Source organism: Succinivibrio dextrinosolvens (assembly GCF_900116345.1).
GTDB classification, from domain to species: Bacteria; Pseudomonadota; Gammaproteobacteria; order Enterobacterales; family Succinivibrionaceae; genus Succinivibrio; species Succinivibrio dextrinosolvens_B.
In genome coordinates this window covers 143,322-168,519 of sequence record NZ_FPAH01000001.1, presented here as the reverse complement: position 1 = coordinate 168,519, position 25,198 = coordinate 143,322, and the positions used below count along the sequence as shown (strand labels likewise).

The window sequence follows — 25,198 nt, the reverse complement described above, 5'->3', positions numbered from 1 at the left end:
TATGGATATTACCGTCTCAAGTCCAGGATCTCCAGGTACGACCTTAACAGACAATGTTAAGGAGCAAATACTAATTTATTTCGATATTATCAATAATATTGAAGGGGAAGTGACCAGAACAAATATAAAAGAAGAAATAGAAAAAAAACAATTAAATTGGAATTATGCCAGAAATATTCTTCCTTTTTTAAAGCATTGTGGAATTATCTCTTATCAAGATGGGACCAAAAAGGGATCTATTGTTAATTTTACAAACATCGGTCATACATACATAGATATTTTGAAAACCATAAAGGTAACAAATAATGAGCCCGAAGGAGAACTAAAAAAAGAAATCTTGACAAAACTTGAGAAAATACAAGAAATTATTTTCTTCCAATGCCTTGTTATTATGATGAAGAAGAAAGATTGTAACTATAGCCGAGATTTCTTCGATGTTCTATGTTTTGCAAAAAATTATGGAAGTATCGACCAATGTGAATATTTCTTAATACAAGAAAAAAGAAAGACTAATAATTCTTTTTATATAGAAGAAATGAAGGAAACAATACAACAATACAGAGCAGGCATTATCAAAATAAATGTGACTCAAAAGACGAAAAACGATAGCAAAGGTAACCAGAGTAAAGTCAACTCTTTTCCTTACGTTAAAGGTAATTTCGTAAAAGCAGGAATATTTATCGAGAGAGACGATAAGCAAGTATGTTTCAATGAGGAAAGGATAACTGAAGTTAACGACGCAATAAAGGAGATTGAACAATGTCTGAATTCAGCAAAGTTGCAATAGACTCTATAACACAAAATTTGGATGATATCAGACAGCGTCTATCATTAAACATCCAAGGAAATGCAAATACACAAACATTATCCGGACAAATTCTTTCAGAAGATGATCTTGAAAATAAAAGAATCAGTGGAGGATTAAATATTCTTCTATACGGCGTGCCTGGTTCAGGAAAAAGTTGGACAATCGAGCATGAGTATTTAGATGAAAAAAGCATTGTTGAGAGAGTCGTATTCCATCCTGATTATACTTACTCAGATTTTGTAGGACAAATACTCCCAGATGTAAATAACAACCAAGTAACATATATATTTACCCCTGGACCTTTTACAAGGATTATGCAAGATGCATATAACAATCCTCAAAATAAATATATTCTAATAATAGAAGAGATTAACAGAGGAAATGCTCCTGCAATATTTGGAGAAGTGTTTCAATTATTAGATCGAAGCTTGGAGCTTAAAACGGTCAATAAAATAAATTATCCAATAGGCACAAGTGAGTACGGAATAACAAACAGATATATTGCTGAGCAGATGTATAAAGATGGAAGTCATAAAGTAAGAATTCCATCAAACCTGTCAATTATTGGCACAATGAATACTTCTGACCAAAACGTATTTACACTTGATACCGCATTCCAAAGAAGATGGAATATGAGATTAATTGAAAACACTTTCGATAATGTACACCCTTCATTAGCTGATGCGTTAATATTAGATACTGAGGTTACTTGGAAGACATTTTGTACAACAATAAACAATCTTGTAATCGCAAATAAAGCAAAAATTGCATCAGCAGAAGATAAACGTCTCGGAGTATTCTTCATTCATAAAAGCGACATTGAGTTCAATGTAGAGAATGTTTATAAAACCACAGAACTTCGTCCTGAACTTAACTCTTTGCTAGAATTAGAACGAAATAACAATATTACTCCAGAACAAAATAAAAGACTTGCCGAAATAAGAGATGGATTAAAGAACATTCGCAAATTTCCGGAGAAAGTCCTTAAATACTTGTGGGACGATGCTTTTAAATTTAACCCAGAATCTCTTTTTGATACGGATAATATGGATAGTTTAGAAAAAGTAATCCGAACTTTCGTTTATTCAAAAGGTAAAGATAGATTTAATATTTTTAAACCTAGCGTAAGAGCAATCTTCTATCCCGACAAACATGATTAATAGTCTTCCAAAATAACAGGATAGTTCTTTCGATGAATATTAAGAAAAATTTAAGGGAACATTGCCATGTCAATAAAAATGGAGAAGGAGATAGCTTTGTCGGAATAAAAGCAGATACAGAAGATGTTGTAATTAATTTTCCAATTGGCTACCAACTTCCGCCAAACGATGAATCTCTCCGCGCTGACATATTTAATCTTATCAGTGTCCTTTCCTCGTTCATGAAGGAAGAGAACCTTCTCGAAGATGACCAAATTGATAATGAAGTAGCAGTAAAGCTTCCTATGCATGCTTACATTAAGGTGATTAGAGATTATCTAAGAACAGGCAGATACTATACTGAAACAGAGCATAGATTCAAAACAGATACAAAAGGAAATGCTTCTTGGTCTCGGACGTTAAAAGAACAAAGATCTTTTGTACAGAAAAATGGAGCGCTTATCTTTACAAAAATGACTGTTCGCTCGATAAACCCAAATACAAATAAAAAAATAACTCAAATTCATCGTTATTGTGTATATGAGGCATTTGAAAAGTTGGGATGGCTTTATGTCCCTTATATGCCAGAAAAACCCGGTATACAACCAGATAAAAGAGAGGCTATTTACATACTAGAAAAGAAACTTGCATCAACACATAACGATATAGAGCATGAATTATTTTCAGCCATGATTTCAATTCTACAATTTAAAGACGAAAAATCATCCTCAAAAAAATTTTTCTTTGGAACAGATTTTTTCGAGAGAATATGGGAAAAAATGATTGATAAAGCATTCGGAATTGAAAACAAAGAAAAATATTTTCCTCGAACAAAATGGATTCTCGATTACGGTATAAACAGGATAAAAACGCCATTACAACCAGACTCTATTATGATTTATAAAGACAAATTTTATGTATTAGATGCAAAACTATATCGTTATGGATATAGTGGCAATCCTGATCATTTACCAAATGGACAAGATATCAACAAGCAAATAACGTATGCAGAATACATTGAAAGAGCTAAAGGTGTCCCTGATTCTATACTATACAATGCATTTATAATGCCTTTCAATGGTGAAGATAACCCTTTCCATGATGATTTAAAAAACAAAGATAATCAAATATCAAATAGTAATTGCATTATTAAAAATATCGGCGAAGCAATAGCGGATTGGAAGCCAAATCCAAAGAAATATGAAAGAATTCAAGGTATTGTAATTGATACTAGATTCCTAATGTACAATTACATCACTATGGCCGACAAATATAAAAGCCAGTTAGTTTCAGCCATTGAAAAAGTTAATTATCGATAACTATTTACAGATTTATAATCTTTAACAATTTATTCTCTCCATCGTAAATATAAAAACGGCTATAGAAGATTTATTAAGAAGAAAAGACAAATAATGTTGAGAATTTAATATGCGAAGCATATAGGTAAAAATACGAAGAAAACTAAGAACAGTAGTAGGGCAATCTTGTTTCTGTTTTTAACATCATCTTCAGCCGCCAAATCAAAAAATTTTTTTATAAAATAGGCTGAGATTATTATCCAAATAAATAATCTAGGCGCAGTCCAAACTGCAATATCTATAATCTGCATATAGAAAAACCTCAATTCTACAAACTTTCAACGAATTATGAAGGTCTTATTTTTAAAATAGATTACCATCATTCCGAATTCTGATATCCTAATAAAAATAATTAGTTACATTCATTCACTCTCACAAAAACTGAGAACATAATTTCCTATAATCAGAAATAACAATCAAATACCATTTTCTGAGAATAGGATTATGACAACAGACACTATCGATAATTATGACCTAAAGAAGATCTACAAAAAGGTTGACGAATTAGTTAACAAATACGTCGGTAAGATTTCTATCGAAGATATAGAAGATTCATCCAAAGATGAAGACAAGTCCACTGACGAAAAAACACTTGAACAGAAAACCAAAGAAAAATTACACAAAGACTTTATTAAATATCTTTTAAGTGATGTGGATTTTTTCAAGGTTTTCATCCTTCTCCTCCTTGCCCCTAACGGTCTGACTAAAAACGACATTGCTTTATATTTAATGGATGGCAAATATGAAACCAAAACAGATAAAAACGGTAGGGTGCGAACACCAGAGGATCAGATTAAAAGAAATGTTACCTACATCGAGAAGGATGTAGCACACCTGTCCGCATTGCTTCATCTGTTTTATCCAACAGAACGAGATGCTTTAGAAATTGTTCCAAAAATAGATAAGACTAGATCTCGGCAAATAAGATATGGTTTTAGAAATTATGATGTTGCAAGAAAGTTGTTCAGCGGGCTAATTAACTTTGAAGGAGAGCTTCAATCATCTCCAGAAGTTACTAAAAAACAGAGAAATGAAATAGCTGACCAATGTATTGAGTATATTTTAAAAGAAGCTGATTCAGGTAGCAAAATACTTAACAAGACCTATAAAAATACCCTTATTAGTCTAATAAAAGCAATTCAGAACAAAACTCTATGTAAACTGTCATTCTGCTCCATAGACGAGGTTGATGAAGATTCTGATTACGATTATCTGTTTTTTTTACCTCTTATGATCAGAGATGCAACCGCAAAGGAGCTTGATTGGAACTTGTTTATACAAGAAAACCATTCAGATCAGGATACTCTTTTCAAATACCTTCAAATGTTAGACTTAGAATCAGATTATGTGGTTTATGGTTTGAGGTTTGAAGGCGATTATAAAGGAGAGAACATTGAATGGTATAAAAATGCTGATACAGACAGTATTCCTTTAAACATGATCCAGCAGCTAAAACTTACTAAACATAACCTAACAGAAAAAGGCTTAAACGAGACAGAGTTCTATCAGTATGCAACTCACCCTATTTACAATTTGAATCCATACCGCAATTTATGTGGTGAGGATTTTTATCTGCTGCTGCCAACCGAGTTCTACAAAAAAATCCCTTCTGATATAAGAACAGAGTGTTTCAATTATCAGTACGAAACTTATGGCACACCACAAGACAAAGCTAAAGATTGGATTAAGTCCTGTGGTGAGTTTTTTGAAAACTCAAACTATATCCTAGGGTGGGGTGAGGATGGTCCAGAGGGTTTCAACCTGACTTATTACAACGAGAACGCAGAATACAGTCTGGTTAAGTGCAAGAATTATGTGGAGTTCCTTAACAAACTCAATCAGTCCCACATTATCCTTCCGGATGATGCACTACCTAGGGAACTTGTAGACAGACAGCGTTTCATGTTTATAAAAAGCTTTATAAGAAAAGATTTTATTGCAAGTCCGCATTTGATTCAGCAGTACGAGAAAAAGATTATCATACCTGTCTATGAGGTTACTCCAGCAGAAGATGTATACCAAGAGTCTGCATCAGAGTATGAAATTAACAAACTACGTACTTATCTGAGCAAGTTTAAATTCTACTATTTAGACGAAATGCTCTACACCAAAATCAGCCCTAACATTTTCTGTAAGGCAATCTGTAATATTGAAGCATATTATGATGATTGCGAATTCAAAATAACGAAACGAGGCATTCCTCTTTCTGTATATCAACAGAACGGTGAACATTACCTTATTTATTGGGCTTATCTAACTCAGCTTAATAATCTCAATGATAAAAAAGGAAAGCAGATTACCTGGGAAAACACAAAAGAATGTATTGAGCTGGCAAATGAATTTATATTGGCATCTAATCCAACCACTAACGGACAGCTTGATGTATCAGAAAAAATGGCTCTGACTTTACAAACGATTCCTTTACGTAAAGTTGTAAAAATCTACTGTCCTGAAAGTGCCTATCTTGCTGTCGGAGCTCAGAAAAAACTGCATAATTATGTAGATAAAGAGCTTAAATTGCCAACTGATCCTAGAATTGATGACATAACAAAAATCAGCAGAACTTATTATGTCTCTTTTGATTCTGATGAGTTTTTATACTCCCTATACTTGCCAGATTCATTTACTAATGTAAAAACTTACAGGGACATTAACGACTTTTTATACGACTGCAGTTTCGATATTCCCGATGTTGTACGTTCAAGTCTGTCGCTAAAAGAAAATGAATATATAGCAGAAAACCATTCGTTAAGTTTTATAAAATTTGAAACCTACAAACGAAGTGATGTCATCAGATTTCTTCATGAGCATGTGGGTAGGGTGTTCTATCTGGATACTTCTGAATATATGGATGATCCGTTCCATATCTTTGATGAACTTTCAAATGACTGCAGCAAATTGAAAACTACTGTTACTAGTATGTGGGAGACATTAGGAACATTTTAATTCTCCACTCCAAAAGCAGATTAAGGCTTATCAAAACACGATAAGCCTTAAACACAGTATTACCCCAAAAGGTTAATGCCCCATGGAATATCTATCATCGCTGTTTAGACAGATTCTTACCGCTATTTGACCATTTCATTTTGCTGAATGAATAATCTCTAAATTCACTCATATTTTCACTCTCATAAAAACTGATAGAACTTATAGTTAAAATTAAAACATAAAATCCAAACATGAAGTGTAGAGGTAATAATTATGAATTTATCTGATATATATGCGCTAATTGCTAGAGACTACTATGCCCGTGAAGAAGCTCGTAAAAACGGCATTATCGTAGTTAGACAAGCAAAGGTAAGAGAACATGAGATTGTCGTACAACCTCATTTCCAGAAGAACACTCTTAATTCCAAATTTCAGATTGGATTACCTTACGCTGGAAGAACTATGAGGGACATTGAAATCGGATTGAATTGTACAAAAAATGTTTCTTACTCTTAACACGGCCTGTTTGGTGCAATTTCAGTAAGCCCCAGAAGATAACCACTGTAACGTGAAAGATGAGTGATTATTAAAATGGTTATATACGAACTTATCAAAGAGTCAAAAGAAAAACTCGACTATAGCTATTATCCCGAGGGTAATAAGGACAAGAAAGCAGGGCTAATCACGATAGATCGTATCAATGAAGAAATCGATCTTACTGAGGTTGCGGAAGGTGACTATGAAATAGTTGTACTAGAAGAAGACCTCTTAAGAATGGATCAGAGCTTTATTGACCTTGCCGCAGAAGAAGGTGACTTAGAAAGAGCTCGTCTACTGCGGGAGGAATTAGAAGAAAACAAAAAGAAAGGAAAGTATAAAGGCTTTCAGTATTATTGCTATGCCTGTCATGTAATTCATAACCTCGTTAAGAAATATAACAGCGGCATTATTCCGCAGTCAGACACAGTCTATTGGTATTAGGTCATACATGGCTACTGCAAAAGCTTGAGTATTGATGTACCTAACACTAGGAACTTAATTCTAAAAGGAGTCAACAATTACCGACATGGAGCACAAGCCTAATGGATGGAATCTTCCTATTAACCAGATGACTGATGAAGAATGGAAGGATTATTTCGAGTGTCGAAAGAAATATGATATTAAATTGTCTGACAAAGAAAGAAAAAAAATATCTGATGAAGCACATAAATATCTTAAAGATAGAAAAAAATTTATTGAAATAAGTAAGAAAAACCCTCTTTTCCCAGAATTAGCTATCGCAGCTAAAGCATGTTCTGGTTTAAAAGGATTAAAAGAATGTAATTTATCATGGGCTAAAGAGGTCTATCCAGATGAATTCTAGTTTGAGAGGTGTGTATGACTGATATGGAACACAAACCAAACGGCTGGAATCTTCCAATTAATCAGATGACTGAGGAAGAATGGAAAGAGTATTTCGAATGTCGAAAGAAATATGATATTCATTTATCTGAAAAAGAGATAGCTGAAAACTTAATAAAAGCTAATAAAGTAAGAGCAGATCAGAGAAAATATATAGAAATATCAAGAAAAATCCCTCTATTACCAAGCATTGCTATTGTATCAAAAGCTTTTGAAGGATTAAAAGCATTAAGAGATTATAACTTATCCTGGGCAAAAGAAGTCTATCCAGATGAATTCTAGATTGCGAGGTGAGTATGACCGACATGGACCATAAGCCTAATGGCTGGAATCTTCCAATAAACCAAATGACAGAAGAAGAGTGGAAAGATTATTTCGAGTGCCGAAAGAAATATGATATTAAATTGTCTGACAAAGAAAGAAAAGCAATATCTGATGAAGCTTATAACTACCTACATAACAAGGAGAAATTTGTAAAAATAAGTAAAAAAAATCCTCTTTTTCCTGGACTTGCTATTGCTGCAAAGGCATGTCATGGTTTGAAAAAATAAAGGACTACAACTTATCCTGGGCTAAAGAGGTTTATCCAGATGAATTCTAGTTTGAGAGGTGTGTATGACAGATATGGAGCACAAACCTAACGGTTGGAATCTTCTAACAAATCAGATGACAGAAGAGCAATGGAAGGACTATTTTGAATGCCGTAAGAAGTACGATATCAAACTATCAGATGAAGAAATAAAAGATATTCTTACAAAGACTTTAGAATTTATTGACGATCAAGATAAGTATGTGGAAATATCCAAAAAAGTTCCTCTATTACCAGGAAGTGCTATTGTCTTTAAAGCATTTCATGGTCTAAAAGCGATGAAAGATTATAATCTTTCTTTGGCTAAAGAAGTCTATCCCGATGAATTCTAGTTGTGAGGTGACTATGACTGATATGCAACATAAGCCAAACGGCTGGAATCTTCCTATTAACCAGATGACAGAAGCAGAGTGGATAGATTATTTCGAGTGTCGAAAAAAATACGATATAAAAAAAACAAGAGAAGAAATTACACAAACATCTATTGAAGCTTGTAAATTTATAGATGATGAATATAAATATGTTGAAATAACTAAAAAAAATCCTCTTATACCAGATATTGCTATTGCTGCAAAGGCTTGTCATGGTCTGAAATTCATTAAGGATTTTAATTTATCATGGGCCAAAGAGGTTTATCCTGATGAATTCTAGTTTGAGAGGTTTGTATGACTGACATGGAACACAAGCCAAACGGTTGGAATCTTCCTATTAACCAGATGACAAAAGAAGAGTGGAAAGATTATTTCGAGTGCCGTAAGAAATATGATATTAAATTATCTGAACAAGAAATTGCAAATAATACAAATGAAGCAGTTAAATTTTTAAATGATATGGAGCAATTTAAAAAAATTGCAATAAAAAAACCTCTTTTACAAGGATTAGCTATAGCATCTAAAGCCTCTCATGGTTTAAAAGCAATTAAAGATTACAACTTATCCTTGGCTAAAGAAGTCTATCCCGATGAGTTCTAAACAAATCCCATACAAAAGGCTTTGAAGAGGGTTTAACAAAACAGTCCAAATTTAGGTTTTCTCGTTAAATGATCACTCGTTTCATGCCTTTGGATCATTGACTTTACAATGATGGATCAATCTTTTCTCAGCTCATGATCATGCAGTTTAGTGCAGGATCACTTTTTTAATGCTTATTACAATCCGTAAAATAATTTACAGTCACGTTAAAATCCTGAAAGAAGGCACAAAACAATTTACAGTGACGATAAAAATGTCATATACTTAACATGAACAAACACCTTGGGAGAACTGTTATGTCAGGTGACAATCTATATTCGCTTACACTGACACGTGATAACGCAAATATCGGTATTCTGGCCATTCAGGAATATCTTGTCTCCCTACAGTCTGAACGTTCCCGCAAGACCATGGTTTATTGTCTGAATATAGCCATGACTGCAATAAACACCACAATTGAAGAATTCAATTGGGTAGGACTAAAAGACAGTCTAGTTGCAGCAATCGTCACCCGTCTAACTCAGGATTACGCTCCGGCAAGCGTTAACATCATTCTCGTTGCCTTAAAATCCGTTGCCAGAAGACTCTGGGCTCATGACGTTATCTCAACTCGTGATTATGAGCTCATCAAAAAAGTTAAGGGCGCCAGAGGCTCACGTGTACACAAGGGTAGAGCCTTAAATGACGGGGAACTGAATGAACTCTTCGAGGAACTTGATAGCTATGACAGCTCAAAAGCTATTCGTGACCGAGCAATAATTTCATGTCTGTTAGGCTGCGGTTTACGTAGAGCTGAGGTTGCCGAATTACAGTTTGATAACGTTCATCTAAACGAAGATGATCCGTACCTCACCGTAATCGGAAAGGGTAACAAAGAAAGAAAATGCTACATACCCGATGAAACCGTGGAGCGATTAAAAGAATGGTTCTTTATCCGTAAAGATAGCCCTGGTGCATGTTTCAGTCTGGTAGACAAGCACGATAATGTTCTCGAAAAGAAACTTACGCCATACAGAATCTACAGAATCACCCAGGATTGGGCTAACAAGATCAACATGAAACGCTGGACTCCTCATGATTTACGTAGAACTTATGCCTCCAATCTGCTTGGAATGGGGGTAGACATAAATACTGTAAAGAACATGATGGGTCACGCTAGTATTACAACTACCCAGATTTACGACCGTCGTGGCGATGACAGCATGAGAAAGGCTGTTCATCTGATGAATCGCAAAGCTGGGTAGATAAATTAGCTATTATTCTGTTCGTTCACTTCGTAAATCACTAAAGCAGAGGAATATTGCCCCATATCACTACAAACTCTATTGTATTTGATATCAATTATTTTCAATAACTTGTTTTCTTCTAAAAACTTATTCAAGACTTTCTCTAGGTTATCTTCTTGAAAATCCGGATTTGAAAAGAGTTCTTTGGTTTGTAACATTTTTGCAATATTCCTTATGAAAGAACGGTTAAATAAGGTTCAATGCTACAAGAGCTCTGTTAGACAAAGCTTAGACTTCCGAATTCCCGCCCTCTAATCTCAATATTGCAGTAATTTTTTTCAAAATAAAAATCAAAATTTTCATTCTCATAAATTCTGAGAGATCTAATCAATACAATATAAACATAAAAGCAGAAGAAATGAAGAACATTGGCTTTAGCACATGATCGTTCCAAATCTTAAGCATTATGAAATTATTATTTGGAAAAATCGTTAAGAAAGGCTTAGGGAGCACAGTTCTGCTTTTAAAGAAATAGGGGATAACGATGGAAGAACTTCAGGTCAACGGCGAGTTCAGCAAACTTAAAGGATTTTCAAAGGATATTTCAGAATTCAAGGAGTTCTCAATAGACGGTTTCAGATGTTTTTCTGCAAGACTATCCAACAGATATGAAGATTTTTTGGTTGGATATATAGCCTTTGATGATGAATACAGTTCTGCGATTGATATGGCTCTTGAGAATACATATGAACTTCCTGAAGGTGTTGATATTTCATGGGAGAGGAAAATACCTCCGATATTGAGAAGATTTAAGCATCTTTTTGAAGGGTTAATCTTTCTTGGAGTTGACTTAAATCATACATATGACAAAGAGAAAGGCGTATGCCTTGATGAGAAGACTTTGATTTATGAGCTTAAAACAGTAATCGAGTTTGTTAACCATTTCAAATAGGAACTGTTCTTATGGTTAAGCTAAGAAACATTACCATGCATGAAGACGGAACGGTATCAATGGACTGTCATGTAATAGATAGGATTAAAAGGCCAGATTTCTTTTTGCATTTTAATCCGAAGACCAGAGAGATTTACTCAGATATGACTGATATTGACTACTATTATGCAGGTCATGCTGTTTTGCATATCTACTTTCTAGTAAAAGATGGAATAAAACTGCCTAAAGAGAGCACTGCAGCATGGGTATAAAAAACTAAATGAAGGTCTACCCCAAAGGATAACGCACAAATGACAATGGATACAGAAACATTTGTTACACCTTATTACGAAGTTAAAGGATTCAGTCCTACAGAAAAGCTGTTTGTCATGACTGATCTGCATGGCTGCAGTCAGGCGATGTCACGACTGCTTAAGCATTATGACGGAGGTTCTAAGGTCGTATTTCTGGGTGATGCGATTGATCGTGGTCCTGACAGCTACGGTGTTATAAAAACACTTCTGGAGCTTGATGCATTGTGTATTCTTGGAAACCATGAATTCATGTCTTTAGAAGCTCTATATCCGGAGACTGTGCATTACAAAAATTGGACACCATTATGGCATACCGTAAACGGTGGAGATAAAACACTTGATTCCTTTGACAAAGCCATTGCTGAAGGTGCTGATTACATCGAGAACAAAAATAAAATCAGATTTCCAAAAATCTATGATGATTACATCAGACGCTGTCAGTCACATTATCTTAGCGGAAATATTCTGTTATCCCATGCAGGAATTCCAGCTCATGACAAAGTTAAATTCTGCGAAAATCCGTTTGATCCACAGAACTTTGACGATACTTTTCTCTGGAGAAGACCTAGGACCGCTCTAGACCAATATAGATACGAACCCCGTATTTTTAATGACAAGGAAGTTTTCTCTGTAAGTGGACATACTCCGATGCCTCCCCATGTGATAAGACAAAATTATGGGGTAGAACTTGATACTGGACACATGATCAAACTGGCGATGGAAATTGAGCCAGATGATAATCATACAAACTGCAGATACAGAATTATAGGGACAATCTGCACCGAGGTTGATACTCCATGGTACACACTTGAGCAGGTAAAAAAGTGTGTTGAGAAAGAACTGATTCTAAAAGAGATATAACCATGGATGGCATTAAGTTTATTAACTCAAAAAACATTCAGCATTATCTGCGGGAAATTGATTACAGACTTAGTTCAGAGCAGATATTGTTTCTGCTACTCAATAATCATTTTCTAACTGTTGATGAAAGAATCTCTGCATTAAAGGAGCAGAAAGAAACAGCTACAAACGACAAACTTGTATCAATTACCAACAAATTTTTTGAGGAATTAGTGGGGATAAGACTGCATGACTTCATTGACAACTACCTTGATAATTTAAATAGACAGATTGCTTTCCTAAAAGAAGAGGATAAACGTTTCTGCTATCAGCTTTACGGATTGTCAGATTCACGTAGATACAAACTTATCGGGACTTTTCAAAATTATGAAAACGGCCTTAATCGAATTGAAGAAGAATCTGATTGCTACAACTATTTTAAGGTGAAAAAAATTCCTTTCGAGGATGCATTTGACCGTGAATATTTCAAACAGAAATATCTGGAGCTGCCATATGCCGTGGCTTATATGGATAAGGAGCTGATGCTTTTGGACTGTTATGCTAACGATATAAACATCAAACCGCAAGATCATTATACAGACTGCATGTATATCACTATTCCTCTGCCTTTTAAGAAGGGAGATATAGTCAGATTCATAGAATCACCATGGATTGAAAAGACGGATAAAGACAAAAGGTCGGAGTATAGCGTTTTTCACAGTTACGCCCCAACAGAAGATAATTTACACAAGTATCAGGGAACAGATCGTAGTGATATGTATTACTGTGGCTATAGACCTAAGAAACATGGATTTAAGCTAAATTACTATGATTTCTTCTGCTTTGATATTGAATATGCCGATTCAGCAGAATTAAAGGGGCGTAACAAAAGACTTAAAGATTTGAGCGACGTCCTCAAAGACAAATGCGAAAAGGAACACTAGCACAAAAAAGAAATTGTTCACAATAAATCAAATTACCAACTTGTTTGATTTTTAACGATATCTAGCAAGAATTCCCCTACCTCTATAGGTAGTGGGATGAATTGCTTTTACCCTACCTAAATCAATATCTATTTTTCTGTTAGTTTTTATTGAAGTAATTACTCCACCTCTAAATATCTATCACTTTATGTTATATTTATATTAGTAATATATAATGTAATGTGTTATTATACTTTTATAAAAAAAACTATTATATTTTTTCATGAAGAAAGATGTTCACAGCCTATAAATTCAGAATTTATCCAGATGAAAAACAGAAAGAGCTTTTTGTAAAGACTTTCGGCTGTGTACGTTCTATATACAACAAAATGCTTGCAGACAAGATTGAGCATTACAAGAAAACTCAAAAAATGCTCAATAACACACCAGCCCAATACAAGAAAAATTTTCCATATTTCAAAGAAGTGGATAGTCTTGCATTGGCAAATGCTCAAATAAATCTACAGACAGCATATAAAAACTTCTTTAATAATCCTAAGACCGGCTTTCCTAATTTCAAATCTAAGAAGAATACAAGACGTTCTTATACAACCAATCTTGTAAAAAACAATATTGAACTTAAATCTGGAAAGCTCAAACTTCCAAAGGTAGGATTTGTAAAAATAAAACAGCACCGTGAAATTCCTGAAGGCTACATCCTTAAAGCGGTAACAATAAGTCAGAATGGAAGTGGTAAATTCTTTGCCAGCATTCTGTTCAAATACGAACATGAAGTTATACATAAAGAGCCAAAAAGCTTTCTTGGCATGGATTACTCCATGCATGATTTGTATGTAGATAGTGAAGGTAATAAAGGAGAATACGAACGCTTCTATAGAAAGTCAGAGCAAAAGCTGAAAAGAGAACAGAGAAAGCTTTCTCTGATGAAGAAAGGTTCTAAGAATAGAGCTAAACAAAGAATTAAGGTAGCAAAAGTCCACGAAAAAATAGCCAACAGCAGAAAAGATTTCCTGCAAAAAAAATCACGACAGATAGCCAATGTCTATGATTGTGTATGTATTGAAAATCTTGATATGAAAGGTATGTCTCAAAGTCTGAATTTTGGAAAATCAGTTCATGATAATGCCTTTGGAAGATTCACAGAATTACTTTCATATAAATTAGAAGAACAAGGAAAATATCTGGTAAAAGTTGACCGGTTCTACCCAAGTTCGCAATTATGCTCAGTCTGTGGATATAAGAATAAGGAAACCAAGGATTTATCCATACGTGAATGGATTTGCCCACAATGTGGAACAAGTCATGACAGAGATATCAATGCAGCAGTAAATCTGCGAAATGAAGGCAAAAGACTTTTGCTGAATCAGATAAACAAAAACCGAGGGGCACTCGGGGTTAGCTTGTTGTGAGGTAAAAGCTCACTGCTTAACTCAATAGAGTTATCGAACAAGAAGCCCCCACTTCTGTTAAGTGGTGGGAGTATGTCACCTAACTTTGCTATCAACTAGAATGGAGTATCGGTCTCCTCAACAGCGACAACCTCTGCCTCAGCAGCATCTGCAAGAACATCTTCTTTTGGAGGTTCATCATTCAGAAGATTCTCCATTTTTAGAGAAAGCAGCTCATTACGGTGTTTCAAGCGCCATAAGTCAATGAATTCCTTGCCTAGCTCTTTTACCTTCTCAAATTCATCAGAAAGCTGTTTTCTTCTTTCTGCATCAGGATCAAGTTTAGCCAGCAGCAGATCGTTGCGATCCCAGGTAAACTCGATTTCCACAACCGGAGAAGTCTTCTTGGTTGGATCTTTTTTAATTTTCTTGTATTGAAGATTGATGAAATAAGGGAACTCAACGCCATTATAGTTTGTCAGCATATCAATCTGAGTCCAGGATATTTCACCAATAGCTGGAAGTAAAATCTGTTTCTCAATACGAGCGGTAGTATAGATTGAAGATTTTGGAATGCCCATCAGATCTTTGAACATCTTCCAATCAAAGCTGATAGAGTTAACCGGCTTATTATAAGCCTTACCCATGTTTTTATACTGAGTAAGCAGTCTAAACAGAGTTTTGGAATACTTTCCCTTTAGAACAAGGAAATTAGCCAGCTCAAACTTAGTAAAGTTACTCTTGAGTTTACTTAAGATATATTCAAACTGTTCATTAACTTCCAAAGTCAGATTTTCAATTTCTTCAGCTGAATCAAGCTTGATTTCCATAGTCTTAAACAGATTGATAGTCTTTAAGACTTTGCCTCCGTCTTTCTGAGGAATAATCTGAGTAAAATCAAGTTTAAAGAAATGATCTTTGAGAGATAAAACAAGTTTGGTAAGTTCTTTTGTTGTATAATTTTTAACGACCATATTCGAGAGATCGGTGTTCGAAAATACAACCGGAGCATGACCTTTATCTTTAAGTCTCACTAACAGAGAGAACAAAAGATTCTGCTCCTGCTCATTAAGAGTTCCTAATGAAATCTGGTTTAAATCATTAGAATAGGCGACAACAGCTTTAGGCATCTTGGATGCCTTAACTAATTTGTAGTCCTTAGATTCGTTAGACTCTTTTTCAGATTTGGAATCCTTAGACTTTTTATTCTCTTTAGCTGTATTAGCCATTCTTAGTTCTCTTTAATAGCACAAAAAATCATACAAAGATAAACTTAAACTTAAAGCGATAGACTGTCAAGTATAAAAGAAGATTAATTGTGATCGAACACAAAAGAGAATAATAAAAACAGACGAAATCAATCTGAAAAAATGACGTTTTAAGTAAATTGAAATTTTTAATAATTACTCAAATAACTTTTTGTATTTCCGTATTTTATTTGTTTGCTTAGTTGCATTAAGTTAACTGCATGTAAAATATATTAAAAAGGTACTTTATGAAAAAGCGACAAATTTATATCTTAAATATAATTCATATAAACTAGTACTTTAATGTAATAAGATAAGTACAAGTTTATACAATTATCTATACATTTCTATCAGTTTTCATAAGTATAAAATAATTAACTTCTGGCATAGAAACGCCTAAATACTCATACGAAACGATTCCGTTAGAAAATAAGATAAAACATCTAGCATGTCCCCATTCAAGTACAAGTACTGTTACACACATAGACAACTGAGAAGACACATACAACAAGGAAAGGCATATATATCGGATTTATAAATAACAGCTCTATATCCGATGACAACTCCCCAAAAAGGTACTAGTTTAGAATGGTATCAGGATATAAAACATGTAACTTGTACTTATTATTCTCTCCCCATATGAGTACAAGGCTTGTCAGACATATCACTTAAACCGCTTATAAATCGCTTTGATTAAGAATTATAGAAGAAGGGATTCGGTAAATATTTCCCCATTTGAGTATAAGAAGTCCCTATTTAAGTATGAGAAAAGGATGCAGCTCCAGACGAAAACAGTTATGTTAAGCAATCTTTTTTTTTGCAAGAGAACTCCCCATATAGGTATAAGCTCTCCCCAAAAAAGTATAAGTCTAAAACCACTGATACCAACAATCCGCAGAAAATAAGGGGATGACAGTGACTGATAGAGAGTCCCTATTTAAGTACAAGTTTTCCCTATCTAAGTACATACTTTTCCGCTCTGAGGATAAGCTGCAATATTTGAATTCAAACAAAAGTCTTTAATATCTTTTTTATGAATCAATTTGCCAGGAAAAAATAAATTCCCCATATAAGTATAAGCTTTCCCTATTTAGGTATAAGATACAGAAAGACAAAATACAATAACTCTTTTAATATCAGTAGGTTATAGTTGGTTTTTACTATATTCCCCAAAGCAGTACAAGCACTCCCCATATAGGTATAAGATGAGCAAACTAAACTAACAGATATTTTGAAGAATCAAACAGTTAATTGTCGTTATTTAAATTTCCCCAAACAGGTACAAGATTCCCCATTCAAGTATAAGCACAAGATAAAAAAGGATTCCGTTCGGTAAAGCAAAAAAAAATATGCTAGGTTCAAGATCCCCAAATAGGTATAAGCTCTCCCCATATGAGTACAAACAAATAGAAGATTTTTAACGTCCAGAAGAAACCAATTCAAACCTTAAGACAACTTAATTTTGCATTGAAAAACATTCCCTAAACAAGTACAAGTTTAACGAATAAGAATTGATATTTATGTTTATAAAACAAGATGTTATATGCATTTAATCCGTCTTTCCCCATTCAGGTTCAAGTTCTCCCCAGATAAGTACAAGCACAAAGAGAAAAGAGGAATATATAGTCGTAAAATCAAATAGTTATATAAGGAATAAATGTCTTTCCCCATATGAGTACAAGAGATATTTTTTTCCCGATATAAGTACAAGTAATATGGTTCAAAGGCTAAGCCCAAATAAGTAATTTTTCTCTAAACGGCTTTTATATCGGATTTATGAAGACACCACCTACAATCAATAATAAGTCCCCATATAAGTACAAGCTTAACAACCAACATAAACTAACTAGACTCCTGGAAATGATTTATTAGAAACTGTAAAGATATTTTATTAGAAAAAAGTGGGAAAGTTGTGGATAACTTGTCGAAAGATTGTGGGAAAGTTGTTGGAAAGCTTTTAAAGGATTCCCCGTCTGATGATAAGCAGCTCCCGAGATAGGTATAAGAGATTCTCCCTAGAAAAGTACAAGTTTGCTCCCTATAGAGGTATTAGATCTTCCCTGTAGCAGTACTAGTTTTTCCCCGTTTAAGTATAAAAACCTATCTAAACTCTTTATTCCATGCGGATCTTGGCAAGGGAAACTCTGAAAGCTCAAAACTTTAAGAAATGGATCTATATATAAAAATAATGTATAGAAAATTTTATTTATTATTGAGCACTCAGTCTATTTAGGATCATCATAGCAGTTTTAGAATATCAAGCAAGAAAATCTAGTCCTAATCTGAGCCACTGTTTTAAACGTAGCAAAAATAAAGAATGGTATAGCCACTCTACACAATTAAGTTTATTTAAAGTCTTGAAATCATCTAAAAGGGAAGATTTCTTAAGTTCTAGATTAAAAATTTTATCCTGAGCATAAATAAAGTCTTATTCAATCTACTCTGAAACCTTTTCCATATTTCATGAAGTCCTAAATGGATCTAAAAGAAACGAAAAAATTCGTTCTCAGAAAAAATGATTAAGTTAATACCTATAATCCAAAATAATGATTCAACTTCTGGAGTTGCCAATGTCTAAAGAAAACGAAATCAAATATATCTATAAACCAGACAAAAATGCCTTTGAAAAAGCCAGAAAACAGCATAAGAAAATCCAAGAAATAGTAAAAGAACACAAGATTCCCTATATCTCGAGTGAAGAAATAGCAGATCTACTCAAAGACAGAGAAAAAAAATAGTCACTCTGTAGTGACGTAGCCTAATAAAGAAAAATTTATTTCTTCAAATAAATCTGTTTGAACGAAATTTCTATAGGAATTCTAATTTGTGGGAAACTTGTCGGAATATCAGTGAGTTAGTCCCCGTTTAGTGCTAAGTCATGTCCCCATATAGGTACAAGATTTTCTCCCGATTTAAGTACAAGTTTTATCCCTTAATAGGTACTTGTTCTTCCCTTCAGAGGTATTACTTTTTCCCCATTTGAGTACAAGATCATGTTGATCCCCCTTATTTTATGCGGAAAGTGGAGAAGGAAACTCTATACCTTAAATCTGGAAATATATATGTATAAATTATTTTTATAAAAGGACGCTGCTTTTGTGGGAAACTTTGAATTTTGGTGCTTGTAATTAGATCTCTGTAATTACAGTTACAGTCCAATTATCAGCAAAGCTACTCTAAAACAATAGATCTCTTATCGTCTTAATTAACACCAAACAAGAACGATTCTTCTAATAACATAGCTTAATGTTGAATATCTACCTTAATTCCAGACAGTAGGAACTGAGTTTTGATGGAACATTAACTTATCTTTTTAACAATATCGGTACTAACACGAATCATCTACAGAAATAATGGTAAATTGGATCTCATCTGTAGAGGCTAGTTGAAGTATATTTTTACGTGCTATACTTTCAATAGAAGGACTTTCTAATAGTTTATTTATATTAGACATCGTATTTTTTATGTAAACACTATAGTTATTCACTGTGTATGGGTATTACTCTTATAAAATTTAACATAAGATAAATTATGCGAAGTTATAATATACGGATAATTATTATCTTTTAGCTTTAAATTTTTTTATTACTAAATTTGTTTTGATCCTCTTCAATAAATACCATTTAAATTGATGTTGTATATTTGAGATATTCAATAAAAAAAATTGTGACCCCATGCTTATAATGATAATATTCTCTCTAAGTTTTTTAGATTACTAATCCCCTTCCTTTATCCTCATCTTTTAATCAAATATATTATGATGTATGCTTTTTTATACATTTAAAGGATATTTCTTTTAACCATATTGTTTTCATTGGACTGATAATTATTAACTTTGATGGGGATTATTTTATGCTACTAAATAAAATCTGCTGCTCATTATTCATAATTACAACATTTGTAACAGGATGTTCAGTTCTAAGTCCAGAAAGAACTGTAAAAGGCAGTAACAATAATAATGCAGTTACCCCCTCCTCTCAAACTGGATTCATAAATCCAAGACAACTTTATGCTGATTGCACCTTTGGAAATAAATTGGAGTCTTGTAATAAAGGACTAGAGATTATGCCGAGTGTTCAAATGAACGAAAACACTAAAAATGAAGTTATCTGGGAAATGACAGAAAAGGCCTGTGCTTTAAAGGATTATGAGAAATGTTCTTCAATTGGTCACTTACTAATTATGGGAGAGGGCTTAACTACCTATGCACCCGTAAAGCAGGTTGAAAAAGGATTAAATCTTCTTATTGAAGCATGTAACAATGGTGATGGAGCTTCATGCGGAACAATAGCATCCTCACTTTGGGGAAACGAGCATTCACCAAACTATAATCTTGGATACTCAAACTATGATAAAGAAGTTATAGGAAAACTTTTGGGATTTAATTACAATAATGACAAACAAAGAATAAACAAGATGTTTGATTACAGTCAGAAAGCTTGTAATTTAGATAAATTGGAATGTTGGCATCTTGGTTTGATGTATAGACTCGGTGTAGCACCTGTGAATAAAGATATCAATAAGGCATTAACTTATTATAGTTATTCAGATGCGAAAGAGCGTGAAGTTGAAAAGACAAGAGATATAAGAGCGAGTTATTCAGCTGGTCCTTTAGGGGAAATCTATGAAAGTAAAAAAGACTATAAAAAAGCTATCTCCTACTACGAAAGAGATTGTTCTATCTCAACAAAACATGGAGCAGCTCCTGAATTTAATTCCAGTTGCCAAAAAATAAATCTCTTAAAAAATAAATAATTGACGATTTTTTTTTAGGAACAGCAGAAATCTAATATATTGTTTTTGCTGTTCTTATTAATAATATTTTTACAAAAAAATATACTCCCCTACTCCAATTAATCCATGATCATTTATACAGAAAGAAAAAAGGTAGAGGATTGCTCCCCTACCCTCGAATGGATGTGTCTTTAATAATTCGATTAAGTGGATTTTTTTTATGATCCCCTACCCTACCGGTTTACTAATCTTCGTTGAACTTCAGAAGTTCTTTCATTTTCTCGTAGGTTTTCTTGTTTTCTTTCAGATCTTTCTTAATGCAAGATCTGATGTAAGAATTCAAGTTGCCTTTGTGAAGAATTAAAGCAGCGTTTTCCATTTCTTCAATCATTTCCATAGGAATAGCGATGTTTAGTTTCTTACACTCTCCAAGTACGGCTTTACGACCAGCTTTTGATGCGGCTTTTCTGTTTGATGGCTTCTTTTCTGCTTTCTCTGTAGTAACAGTCTCTATAGTTGGTTCTGCAGTCTGTTCTTTAACTTCTTCGACAACAACCTCCTCTGGAGTGGTATCGTTGGCGACTGTTTCTGCTGCAGTTTCTGTTTTTACTTCTACTGCAGGCTTTTCTTCTGCAACAGCCGGTGCTGCAGGAACTTCTGGAGCTGCAACTACAGGAGTTACTTTATTCTCTTCCTGTACTACAGTTTTTTCTGCAGGACTCACCTGCCCCGCCTGATTTGCTGGATTGTTCTGATTTGATTGAGGTTTTACTGTTTTATTGATTGCGTTGGCAAATCCGAATTTGCTGCCTTTTTTAATTCCACTTAGAGACATAATTACTTACCCTCAATGTTTAAATCGTTAAGAATTTCTTCAGTTAACTCTTTGTAATCAATTGCGGTTGTGCAGCTAGGTGCATAATCGAAGATAGACATTCTGAGTGTCTGTGCTTCCTGGCACTTAACTGACTCTCTAATTCTTGTTGAGAATACCTTGGTATTCATTTCCTTGGCGTATGATGGAAGTAGCTGATCTTCAACTTCCTTAGTAAGGTTCTGCTTGCCTTTATACTTGATGATAAGCAGTCCTAAAATCTTAAGATTTGAATTCTCTTCCTGGTATTCCTTAATGGTTTCATAGAAATCCATAATGCCCTGAATACCGAATGCGTCACAGGTTACAGGTGTGATTACATACTCACATGCCATCAGCACGTTGCCTAAAAGAATACCGGCGTGAGGCTGGGTATCACAAAGTATGAAGTCGTAATTATCTTCAATCTGAGCAATGCCCTTCTGTATGTACTTATACATCTTTGGGCTTGGTTTGATTTCTGTATCTGCTAACTGAAGGTTCTGATCTGATGCGATAATGTCACCGTATTCAGTATGCTGAATGCACTGTTCTGCGGTAACGTCTGCAGAAAAGATTAAGTCGTATAGGGTTGCAACACCATCTGTCTCTGCCTGGAATACGTTAGTGGTGTTTCTCTGAGGATCGGTATCGATTGTTAAAACTCTAAATCCCCTACTCTTCAGGTCTGCTGCTAATGCCAGAGTTGTTGTTGATTTACCAATACCGCCTTTACGATTTGCAATGCCTATTTTGATTGCCATTCTTATGTTCCTTAATTCTTATTATTAGAGCTCGAAAGCTGAGCAATTAAAGTATTTACTTTAATTCGTATTTCGTACATAAAAAATACAACTTATACAGAAAAGGCTAATTTATGTATAAATTATATTTTTTATATAAGAAATGCCCTACTCCCTAAATATGTATTTTTGATATTTTCTGTATTTCTAATACATTTAAATGCTAAAACATATTCTTAACATAGCAAATATAACATATGTATCTAATGTAATTAAGTATGCAAAAGCTATTTTGTATATTAAAAACATCAAGTTAGCTTAAAAATGTATATGTAATATATAAAATACCCTAAATACAAAAAAATGGTTTCTTTGTACCTTAAATATAACAAATACACTTTATGTATCTAATCTTAATTTAAGTATAACATATACACCTAATATATTAAATACATAAAACACCAATAAATATGTAAAAGGTATTACAAATACAAGAAATGTATAAAATAGTAATACAAATATATAGTACATCAAAAATATTTGAAATAGGTATAATGCTAAAAAGATATATAAAAAATATAAAATAGCCTAAATGTATAAAACTATAATTATGATGTTAAAAATACCTAAAATACATAGAATTGAGATAATATAGAAATATATATTACAAATATAATAAATATCAAAAATACAAGGGGGTATAAAAGAAATACAACAAATATATAAAATATTATAAATATAAAGAACTTAATAAAAGATATAAAAAATATAAACTATATAAGAAATACAGAAAACTATATAAAGAGTATTAGAAGTATTAAAAATATTCAAAATACATAAAAATATATTTAGTGTATTCTGTATATATAAAATATAATAAATGGATAAAATTATAAATAATGTATTAAATACCTAACTAATATATGTAATATCTAACTAAATGAAAAAGATATAAAAAATACAATAAATATACAATATACAAGAAACTAAATAACATGTGTAAGAAGTATTAAAAATACTTAAAATGTAAATAACTAAATTAAGGCACTTCTAATATAAAAAATACATAAAATATCTTTTTGCAATAAAAGGTATTACATACACCATATATACAATATACTCTTAACTCTAACTATGTATACATAACTCACTAAATATAAGAAATATCAATAATACGAAGAAAGATATTAAAAACATAAATAATATATAGAATACATAAATGTATAAAAGATGTATTTAATATGTATGATATGTAAAAAATGTCTTTTCAGTTATATATCGCCTAATTAACGTTTTTAATCTGAGATTAAGCTGAACTTAATGGAGTAGGGGAGTTTTTTTTTATTAGAAACCGATCTTTTTCTATGATGTTATTGAATTAAAGTATATACTTTAATTATAGTGCTTTAGAGGATTGAATATGTCAGATACTCCAACCGAAACTCCTAAAAAGAAACGTGGTCGTCCTTTAGGTGATAAACCTCCTAAGGTTACAAAGAGCATTAAAGTTAGTGAACACGATTGGGATGTGTTTAATCTGTTCTGTAACATGATGGGGAAAACCGCTTCTGAAGTTATTGGTATTCTCATTAAAAAACTTGCTCTCTCCACAAATTCAAAAGAGGAATACGAACTTCAGAATAAACTTTTTAAGCTTCTAGAGTTGCCGGTATTTGAATATCAAGAAAATAAAATAGGCCAGAAGACTGCTAGAGAAAGATACAAAGCAAGGAAAGCTGCAGCAGAGACAGCAAGATCAAAATACTAACTGTTTATTTGTTAACGTGGAATAGGGTAGGGGAGCGTTTTTAATGCTTAAAGTTAAGAAAACCCCATGTCTTTCGACATGAGGTCGTCTTTTACTAAGAGGATATTTATCCAGACAATTAGTCTTTCTAAATACAAAAAAAAGAATACTCTTTTCATTCATTTTTAACAAGTCTCAAAAAAAACTTTTTCCTTATAGATCAATTCAGATCTCAGAATTCTCGAAAAAAATGCATACCTTAGAAAGAAGCCCATTTTTTTCTGTATTAGAATTTTCGCAGTTTTTATCTAATGGAGGAAAATCATGTTAAACATTGAAGAAAACTTTGCTAAGGATTTATTGGAAGATGCTGCTTTAGTTCTGTCTGCAGAAAATGATGATTGTAGAGAGCCTGATAATGCTGTCAATTCTATCGGTAGGGGAGAATTTACACTTTATCGAATTGGGATCGGACAGCATATTCTGAAAGCTCATCTCGTAGATGATGATTTCACACAATACAATCTGCTGCAGACTCCAGCAGAAGTAATTCAGGCATTCTTAAACCTCGACAAGGGTAATGAACTGTCTTCATATATGAAAACTCTATACCGTTGTGATGAGGATGAAGAAGTAACAATCACTCTGCCTAAGAAACTGCTGAAGAATATGAAACTTCAAGCCAGAACAAGAAATCAGGATTTACAGTCCTATATCCTTTCTCAGCTAAATGATTCTTGTCTGAACATGCGATAGGGGAGAGAAATGGTCAAACAAATAGGGGAGGGGACAGCGATAAAGCCTTTAATTAGACTTTATCTTCTGTTCCAAACAAAGCAGTTAATGTTTTAGTAAATCCTTTCCTGTCTCAACCGCATTAAGAATATCCTGACGGAACTGATTTATCTCAGATGAAACATCTGAATTGCCTAACACTTGATTTACTACGGTAGCAACATAGTTTAATGTCGCCTCCGGAGCAAACACCACACCCATGGCCATCACAAAGGTAAAAATTGACAGCAGTCTAAACATCA

General features: G+C 33.4%; 27 protein-coding genes. 22 read left to right on the top strand and 5 right to left on the bottom strand.

Annotation, left to right across the window (positions count from 1 at the left end):
- Position 1 precedes the first annotated feature (1 nt).
- From BM308_RS00865 to BM308_RS00800, 13 genes are all read left to right on the top strand, one after another.
- On the top strand, positions 2–787 hold the full coding sequence (locus tag BM308_RS00865) for a hypothetical protein (protein WP_074942419.1): 786 nt from the start codon (positions 2–4) through the stop codon (positions 785–787).
- A complete protein-coding gene (locus BM308_RS00860) occupies positions 760–1,968 on the top strand; it encodes an McrB family protein (RefSeq protein ID WP_074942418.1) in 1,209 nt (402 codons plus the stop codon). The genes BM308_RS00865 and BM308_RS00860 overlap by 28 nt, the downstream gene beginning before the upstream one ends.
- Before the next feature lie 32 nt (positions 1,969–2,000).
- A complete protein-coding gene (locus BM308_RS00855; RefSeq protein ID WP_074942417.1) occupies positions 2,001–3,266 on the top strand; it encodes an LlaJI family restriction endonuclease in 1,266 nt (421 codons plus the stop codon).
- Between the two features lie 483 nt (positions 3,267–3,749).
- A complete protein-coding gene (locus BM308_RS00845) occupies positions 3,750–6,251 on the top strand; it encodes a hypothetical protein (RefSeq protein WP_074942415.1) in 2,502 nt (833 codons plus the stop codon).
- Positions 6,252–6,506: 255 nt separating this feature from the next.
- The gene (locus BM308_RS00840; RefSeq protein WP_074942414.1) at positions 6,507–6,749 is read left to right on the top strand and encodes a hypothetical protein; all 243 of its coding nucleotides are present in this window, start codon (positions 6,507–6,509) and stop codon (positions 6,747–6,749) included.
- A 75-nt stretch (positions 6,750–6,824) separates the two neighbouring features.
- Entirely contained in the window at positions 6,825–7,214 is a 390-nt protein-coding gene (locus BM308_RS00835) for a hypothetical protein (protein WP_074942413.1), read from the top strand.
- Positions 7,215–7,299: 85 nt separating this feature from the next.
- Positions 7,300–7,596 (top strand): hypothetical protein, encoded by a 297-nt coding sequence (locus BM308_RS00830; RefSeq protein WP_074942412.1) that lies wholly within the window; start codon positions 7,300–7,302, stop codon positions 7,594–7,596.
- 14 nt (positions 7,597–7,610) lie between these two features.
- Positions 7,611–7,916 carry a hypothetical protein gene (locus tag BM308_RS00825; protein WP_074942411.1) on the top strand — a complete coding sequence of 102 codons (306 nt, stop codon included), beginning with the start codon at positions 7,611–7,613 and terminating at the stop codon, positions 7,914–7,916.
- Between the two features lie 14 nt (positions 7,917–7,930).
- Complete coding sequence (locus tag BM308_RS00820; RefSeq protein ID WP_074942410.1) at positions 7,931–8,185, top strand: hypothetical protein; 255 nt, start codon at positions 7,931–7,933, stop codon at positions 8,183–8,185.
- A gap of 64 nt (positions 8,186–8,249) precedes the next feature.
- The gene (locus BM308_RS00815; RefSeq protein WP_074942409.1) at positions 8,250–8,555 is read left to right on the top strand and encodes a hypothetical protein; all 306 of its coding nucleotides are present in this window, start codon (positions 8,250–8,252) and stop codon (positions 8,553–8,555) included.
- 13 nt (positions 8,556–8,568) lie between these two features.
- On the top strand, positions 8,569–8,874 hold the full coding sequence (locus BM308_RS00810) for a hypothetical protein (RefSeq protein WP_143098540.1): 306 nt from the start codon (positions 8,569–8,571) through the stop codon (positions 8,872–8,874).
- 14 nt (positions 8,875–8,888) lie between these two features.
- Positions 8,889–9,194: a hypothetical protein gene (locus BM308_RS00805; protein WP_074942407.1), complete on the top strand. Its 306-nt coding sequence runs from the start codon at positions 8,889–8,891 to the stop codon at positions 9,192–9,194.
- Between the two features lie 296 nt (positions 9,195–9,490).
- Complete coding sequence (locus BM308_RS00800; protein WP_177214392.1) at positions 9,491–10,438, top strand: tyrosine-type recombinase/integrase; 948 nt, start codon at positions 9,491–9,493, stop codon at positions 10,436–10,438.
- 5 nt (positions 10,439–10,443) lie between these two features.
- Here the strand turns inward: BM308_RS00800 and BM308_RS00795 are convergent, their stop codons facing one another.
- Positions 10,444–10,638, bottom strand: coding sequence for a hypothetical protein (locus BM308_RS00795; RefSeq protein ID WP_074942405.1), 195 nt, complete (start codon positions 10,636–10,638; stop codon positions 10,444–10,446).
- Between the two features lie 326 nt (positions 10,639–10,964).
- On the opposite strand from BM308_RS00795, the gene BM308_RS00790 reads away from it, so the two are divergent.
- The 5 genes from BM308_RS00790 to BM308_RS00770 all read left to right on the top strand — a co-directional run bounded on the left by BM308_RS00790 (position 10,965) and on the right by BM308_RS00770 (position 14,858).
- Positions 10,965–11,372, top strand: coding sequence for a hypothetical protein (locus BM308_RS00790; RefSeq protein ID WP_074942404.1), 408 nt, complete (start codon positions 10,965–10,967; stop codon positions 11,370–11,372).
- A gap of 11 nt (positions 11,373–11,383) precedes the next feature.
- Complete coding sequence (locus tag BM308_RS00785; RefSeq protein ID WP_074942403.1) at positions 11,384–11,623, top strand: hypothetical protein; 240 nt, start codon at positions 11,384–11,386, stop codon at positions 11,621–11,623.
- Positions 11,624–11,662: 39 nt separating this feature from the next.
- Positions 11,663–12,526: a metallophosphoesterase gene (locus tag BM308_RS00780; RefSeq protein WP_074942402.1), complete on the top strand. Its 864-nt coding sequence runs from the start codon at positions 11,663–11,665 to the stop codon at positions 12,524–12,526.
- Between the two features lie 2 nt (positions 12,527–12,528).
- Positions 12,529–13,449, top strand: coding sequence for a hypothetical protein (locus tag BM308_RS00775; RefSeq protein WP_074942401.1), 921 nt, complete (start codon positions 12,529–12,531; stop codon positions 13,447–13,449).
- A gap of 272 nt (positions 13,450–13,721) precedes the next feature.
- Positions 13,722–14,858, top strand: a complete 1,137-nt coding sequence (locus BM308_RS00770) for an RNA-guided endonuclease TnpB family protein (protein ID WP_074942400.1) — start codon at positions 13,722–13,724, stop codon at positions 14,856–14,858.
- A gap of 95 nt (positions 14,859–14,953) precedes the next feature.
- Here BM308_RS00770 and BM308_RS00765 read toward each other — a convergent pair whose 3' ends face one another.
- On the bottom strand, positions 14,954–16,066 hold the full coding sequence (locus BM308_RS00765; RefSeq protein WP_074942399.1) for a replication initiation protein: 1,113 nt from the start codon (positions 16,064–16,066) through the stop codon (positions 14,954–14,956).
- 2,588 nt (positions 16,067–18,654) lie between these two features.
- Between BM308_RS00765 and BM308_RS13285 the strand changes: the two genes are divergently transcribed.
- Positions 18,655–18,822, top strand: coding sequence for a hypothetical protein (locus BM308_RS13285; RefSeq protein WP_177214391.1), 168 nt, complete (start codon positions 18,655–18,657; stop codon positions 18,820–18,822).
- Between the two features lie 1,114 nt (positions 18,823–19,936).
- Positions 19,937–20,839, top strand: coding sequence for an SEL1-like repeat protein (locus tag BM308_RS00760; protein WP_074942398.1), 903 nt, complete (start codon positions 19,937–19,939; stop codon positions 20,837–20,839).
- A 223-nt stretch (positions 20,840–21,062) separates the two neighbouring features.
- Here the strand turns inward: BM308_RS00760 and BM308_RS00755 are convergent, their stop codons facing one another.
- Both BM308_RS00755 and BM308_RS00750 read right to left on the bottom strand, forming a co-directional pair.
- Complete coding sequence (locus BM308_RS00755; RefSeq protein WP_074942397.1) at positions 21,063–21,653, bottom strand: hypothetical protein; 591 nt, start codon at positions 21,651–21,653, stop codon at positions 21,063–21,065.
- 2 nt (positions 21,654–21,655) lie between these two features.
- On the bottom strand, positions 21,656–22,435 hold the full coding sequence (locus tag BM308_RS00750) for a ParA family protein (RefSeq protein ID WP_074942396.1): 780 nt from the start codon (positions 22,433–22,435) through the stop codon (positions 21,656–21,658).
- A 1,399-nt stretch (positions 22,436–23,834) separates the two neighbouring features.
- Here BM308_RS00750 and BM308_RS00745 point away from each other — a divergent pair.
- Both BM308_RS00745 and BM308_RS00740 read left to right on the top strand, forming a co-directional pair.
- Positions 23,835–24,182, top strand: coding sequence for a hypothetical protein (locus tag BM308_RS00745; RefSeq protein ID WP_074942395.1), 348 nt, complete (start codon positions 23,835–23,837; stop codon positions 24,180–24,182).
- Between the two features lie 303 nt (positions 24,183–24,485).
- The gene (locus BM308_RS00740; RefSeq protein WP_074942394.1) at positions 24,486–24,917 is read left to right on the top strand and encodes a hypothetical protein; all 432 of its coding nucleotides are present in this window, start codon (positions 24,486–24,488) and stop codon (positions 24,915–24,917) included.
- 84 nt (positions 24,918–25,001) lie between these two features.
- Here the strand turns inward: BM308_RS00740 and BM308_RS00735 are convergent, their stop codons facing one another.
- Positions 25,002–25,196: a hypothetical protein gene (locus BM308_RS00735; RefSeq protein WP_074942393.1), complete on the bottom strand. Its 195-nt coding sequence runs from the start codon at positions 25,194–25,196 to the stop codon at positions 25,002–25,004.
- Positions 25,197–25,198: the final 2 nt, after the last annotated feature.

Bases quoted from the DNA above. Each gene is read 5' to 3' on its own strand.
- BM308_RS00865 (WP_074942419.1), top strand. From the start codon at position 2: ATGGATATTACCGTCTCAAGTCCAGGATCTCCAGGTACGACCTTAACA.
- BM308_RS00860 (WP_074942418.1), top strand. From the start codon at position 760: ATGTCTGAATTCAGCAAAGTTGCAATAGACTCTATAACACAAAATTTG.
- BM308_RS00855 (WP_074942417.1), top strand. From the start codon at position 2,001: ATGAATATTAAGAAAAATTTAAGGGAACATTGCCATGTCAATAAAAAT.
- BM308_RS00845 (WP_074942415.1), top strand. From the start codon at position 3,750: ATGACAACAGACACTATCGATAATTATGACCTAAAGAAGATCTACAAA.
- BM308_RS00840 (WP_074942414.1), top strand. From the start codon at position 6,507: ATGAATTTATCTGATATATATGCGCTAATTGCTAGAGACTACTATGCC.
- BM308_RS00835 (WP_074942413.1), top strand. From the start codon at position 6,825: ATGGTTATATACGAACTTATCAAAGAGTCAAAAGAAAAACTCGACTAT.
- BM308_RS00830 (WP_074942412.1), top strand. From the start codon at position 7,300: ATGGAGCACAAGCCTAATGGATGGAATCTTCCTATTAACCAGATGACT.
- BM308_RS00825 (WP_074942411.1), top strand. From the start codon at position 7,611: ATGACTGATATGGAACACAAACCAAACGGCTGGAATCTTCCAATTAAT.
- BM308_RS00820 (WP_074942410.1), top strand. From the start codon at position 7,931: ATGACCGACATGGACCATAAGCCTAATGGCTGGAATCTTCCAATAAAC.
- BM308_RS00815 (WP_074942409.1), top strand. From the start codon at position 8,250: ATGACAGATATGGAGCACAAACCTAACGGTTGGAATCTTCTAACAAAT.
- BM308_RS00810 (WP_143098540.1), top strand. From the start codon at position 8,569: ATGACTGATATGCAACATAAGCCAAACGGCTGGAATCTTCCTATTAAC.
- BM308_RS00805 (WP_074942407.1), top strand. From the start codon at position 8,889: ATGACTGACATGGAACACAAGCCAAACGGTTGGAATCTTCCTATTAAC.
- BM308_RS00800 (WP_177214392.1), top strand. From the start codon at position 9,491: ATGTCAGGTGACAATCTATATTCGCTTACACTGACACGTGATAACGCA.
- BM308_RS00795 (WP_074942405.1), bottom strand. From the start codon at position 10,638: ATGTTACAAACCAAAGAACTCTTTTCAAATCCGGATTTTCAAGAAGAT.
- BM308_RS00790 (WP_074942404.1), top strand. From the start codon at position 10,965: ATGGAAGAACTTCAGGTCAACGGCGAGTTCAGCAAACTTAAAGGATTT.
- BM308_RS00785 (WP_074942403.1), top strand. From the start codon at position 11,384: ATGGTTAAGCTAAGAAACATTACCATGCATGAAGACGGAACGGTATCA.
- BM308_RS00780 (WP_074942402.1), top strand. From the start codon at position 11,663: ATGACAATGGATACAGAAACATTTGTTACACCTTATTACGAAGTTAAA.
- BM308_RS00775 (WP_074942401.1), top strand. From the start codon at position 12,529: ATGGATGGCATTAAGTTTATTAACTCAAAAAACATTCAGCATTATCTG.
- BM308_RS00770 (WP_074942400.1), top strand. From the start codon at position 13,722: ATGTTCACAGCCTATAAATTCAGAATTTATCCAGATGAAAAACAGAAA.
- BM308_RS00765 (WP_074942399.1), bottom strand. From the start codon at position 16,066: ATGGCTAATACAGCTAAAGAGAATAAAAAGTCTAAGGATTCCAAATCT.
- BM308_RS13285 (WP_177214391.1), top strand. From the start codon at position 18,655: ATGTCTAAAGAAAACGAAATCAAATATATCTATAAACCAGACAAAAAT.
- BM308_RS00760 (WP_074942398.1), top strand. From the start codon at position 19,937: ATGCTACTAAATAAAATCTGCTGCTCATTATTCATAATTACAACATTT.
- BM308_RS00755 (WP_074942397.1), bottom strand. From the start codon at position 21,653: ATGTCTCTAAGTGGAATTAAAAAAGGCAGCAAATTCGGATTTGCCAAC.
- BM308_RS00750 (WP_074942396.1), bottom strand. From the start codon at position 22,435: ATGGCAATCAAAATAGGCATTGCAAATCGTAAAGGCGGTATTGGTAAA.
- BM308_RS00745 (WP_074942395.1), top strand. From the start codon at position 23,835: ATGTCAGATACTCCAACCGAAACTCCTAAAAAGAAACGTGGTCGTCCT.
- BM308_RS00740 (WP_074942394.1), top strand. From the start codon at position 24,486: ATGTTAAACATTGAAGAAAACTTTGCTAAGGATTTATTGGAAGATGCT.
- BM308_RS00735 (WP_074942393.1), bottom strand. From the start codon at position 25,196: ATGTTTAGACTGCTGTCAATTTTTACCTTTGTGATGGCCATGGGTGTG.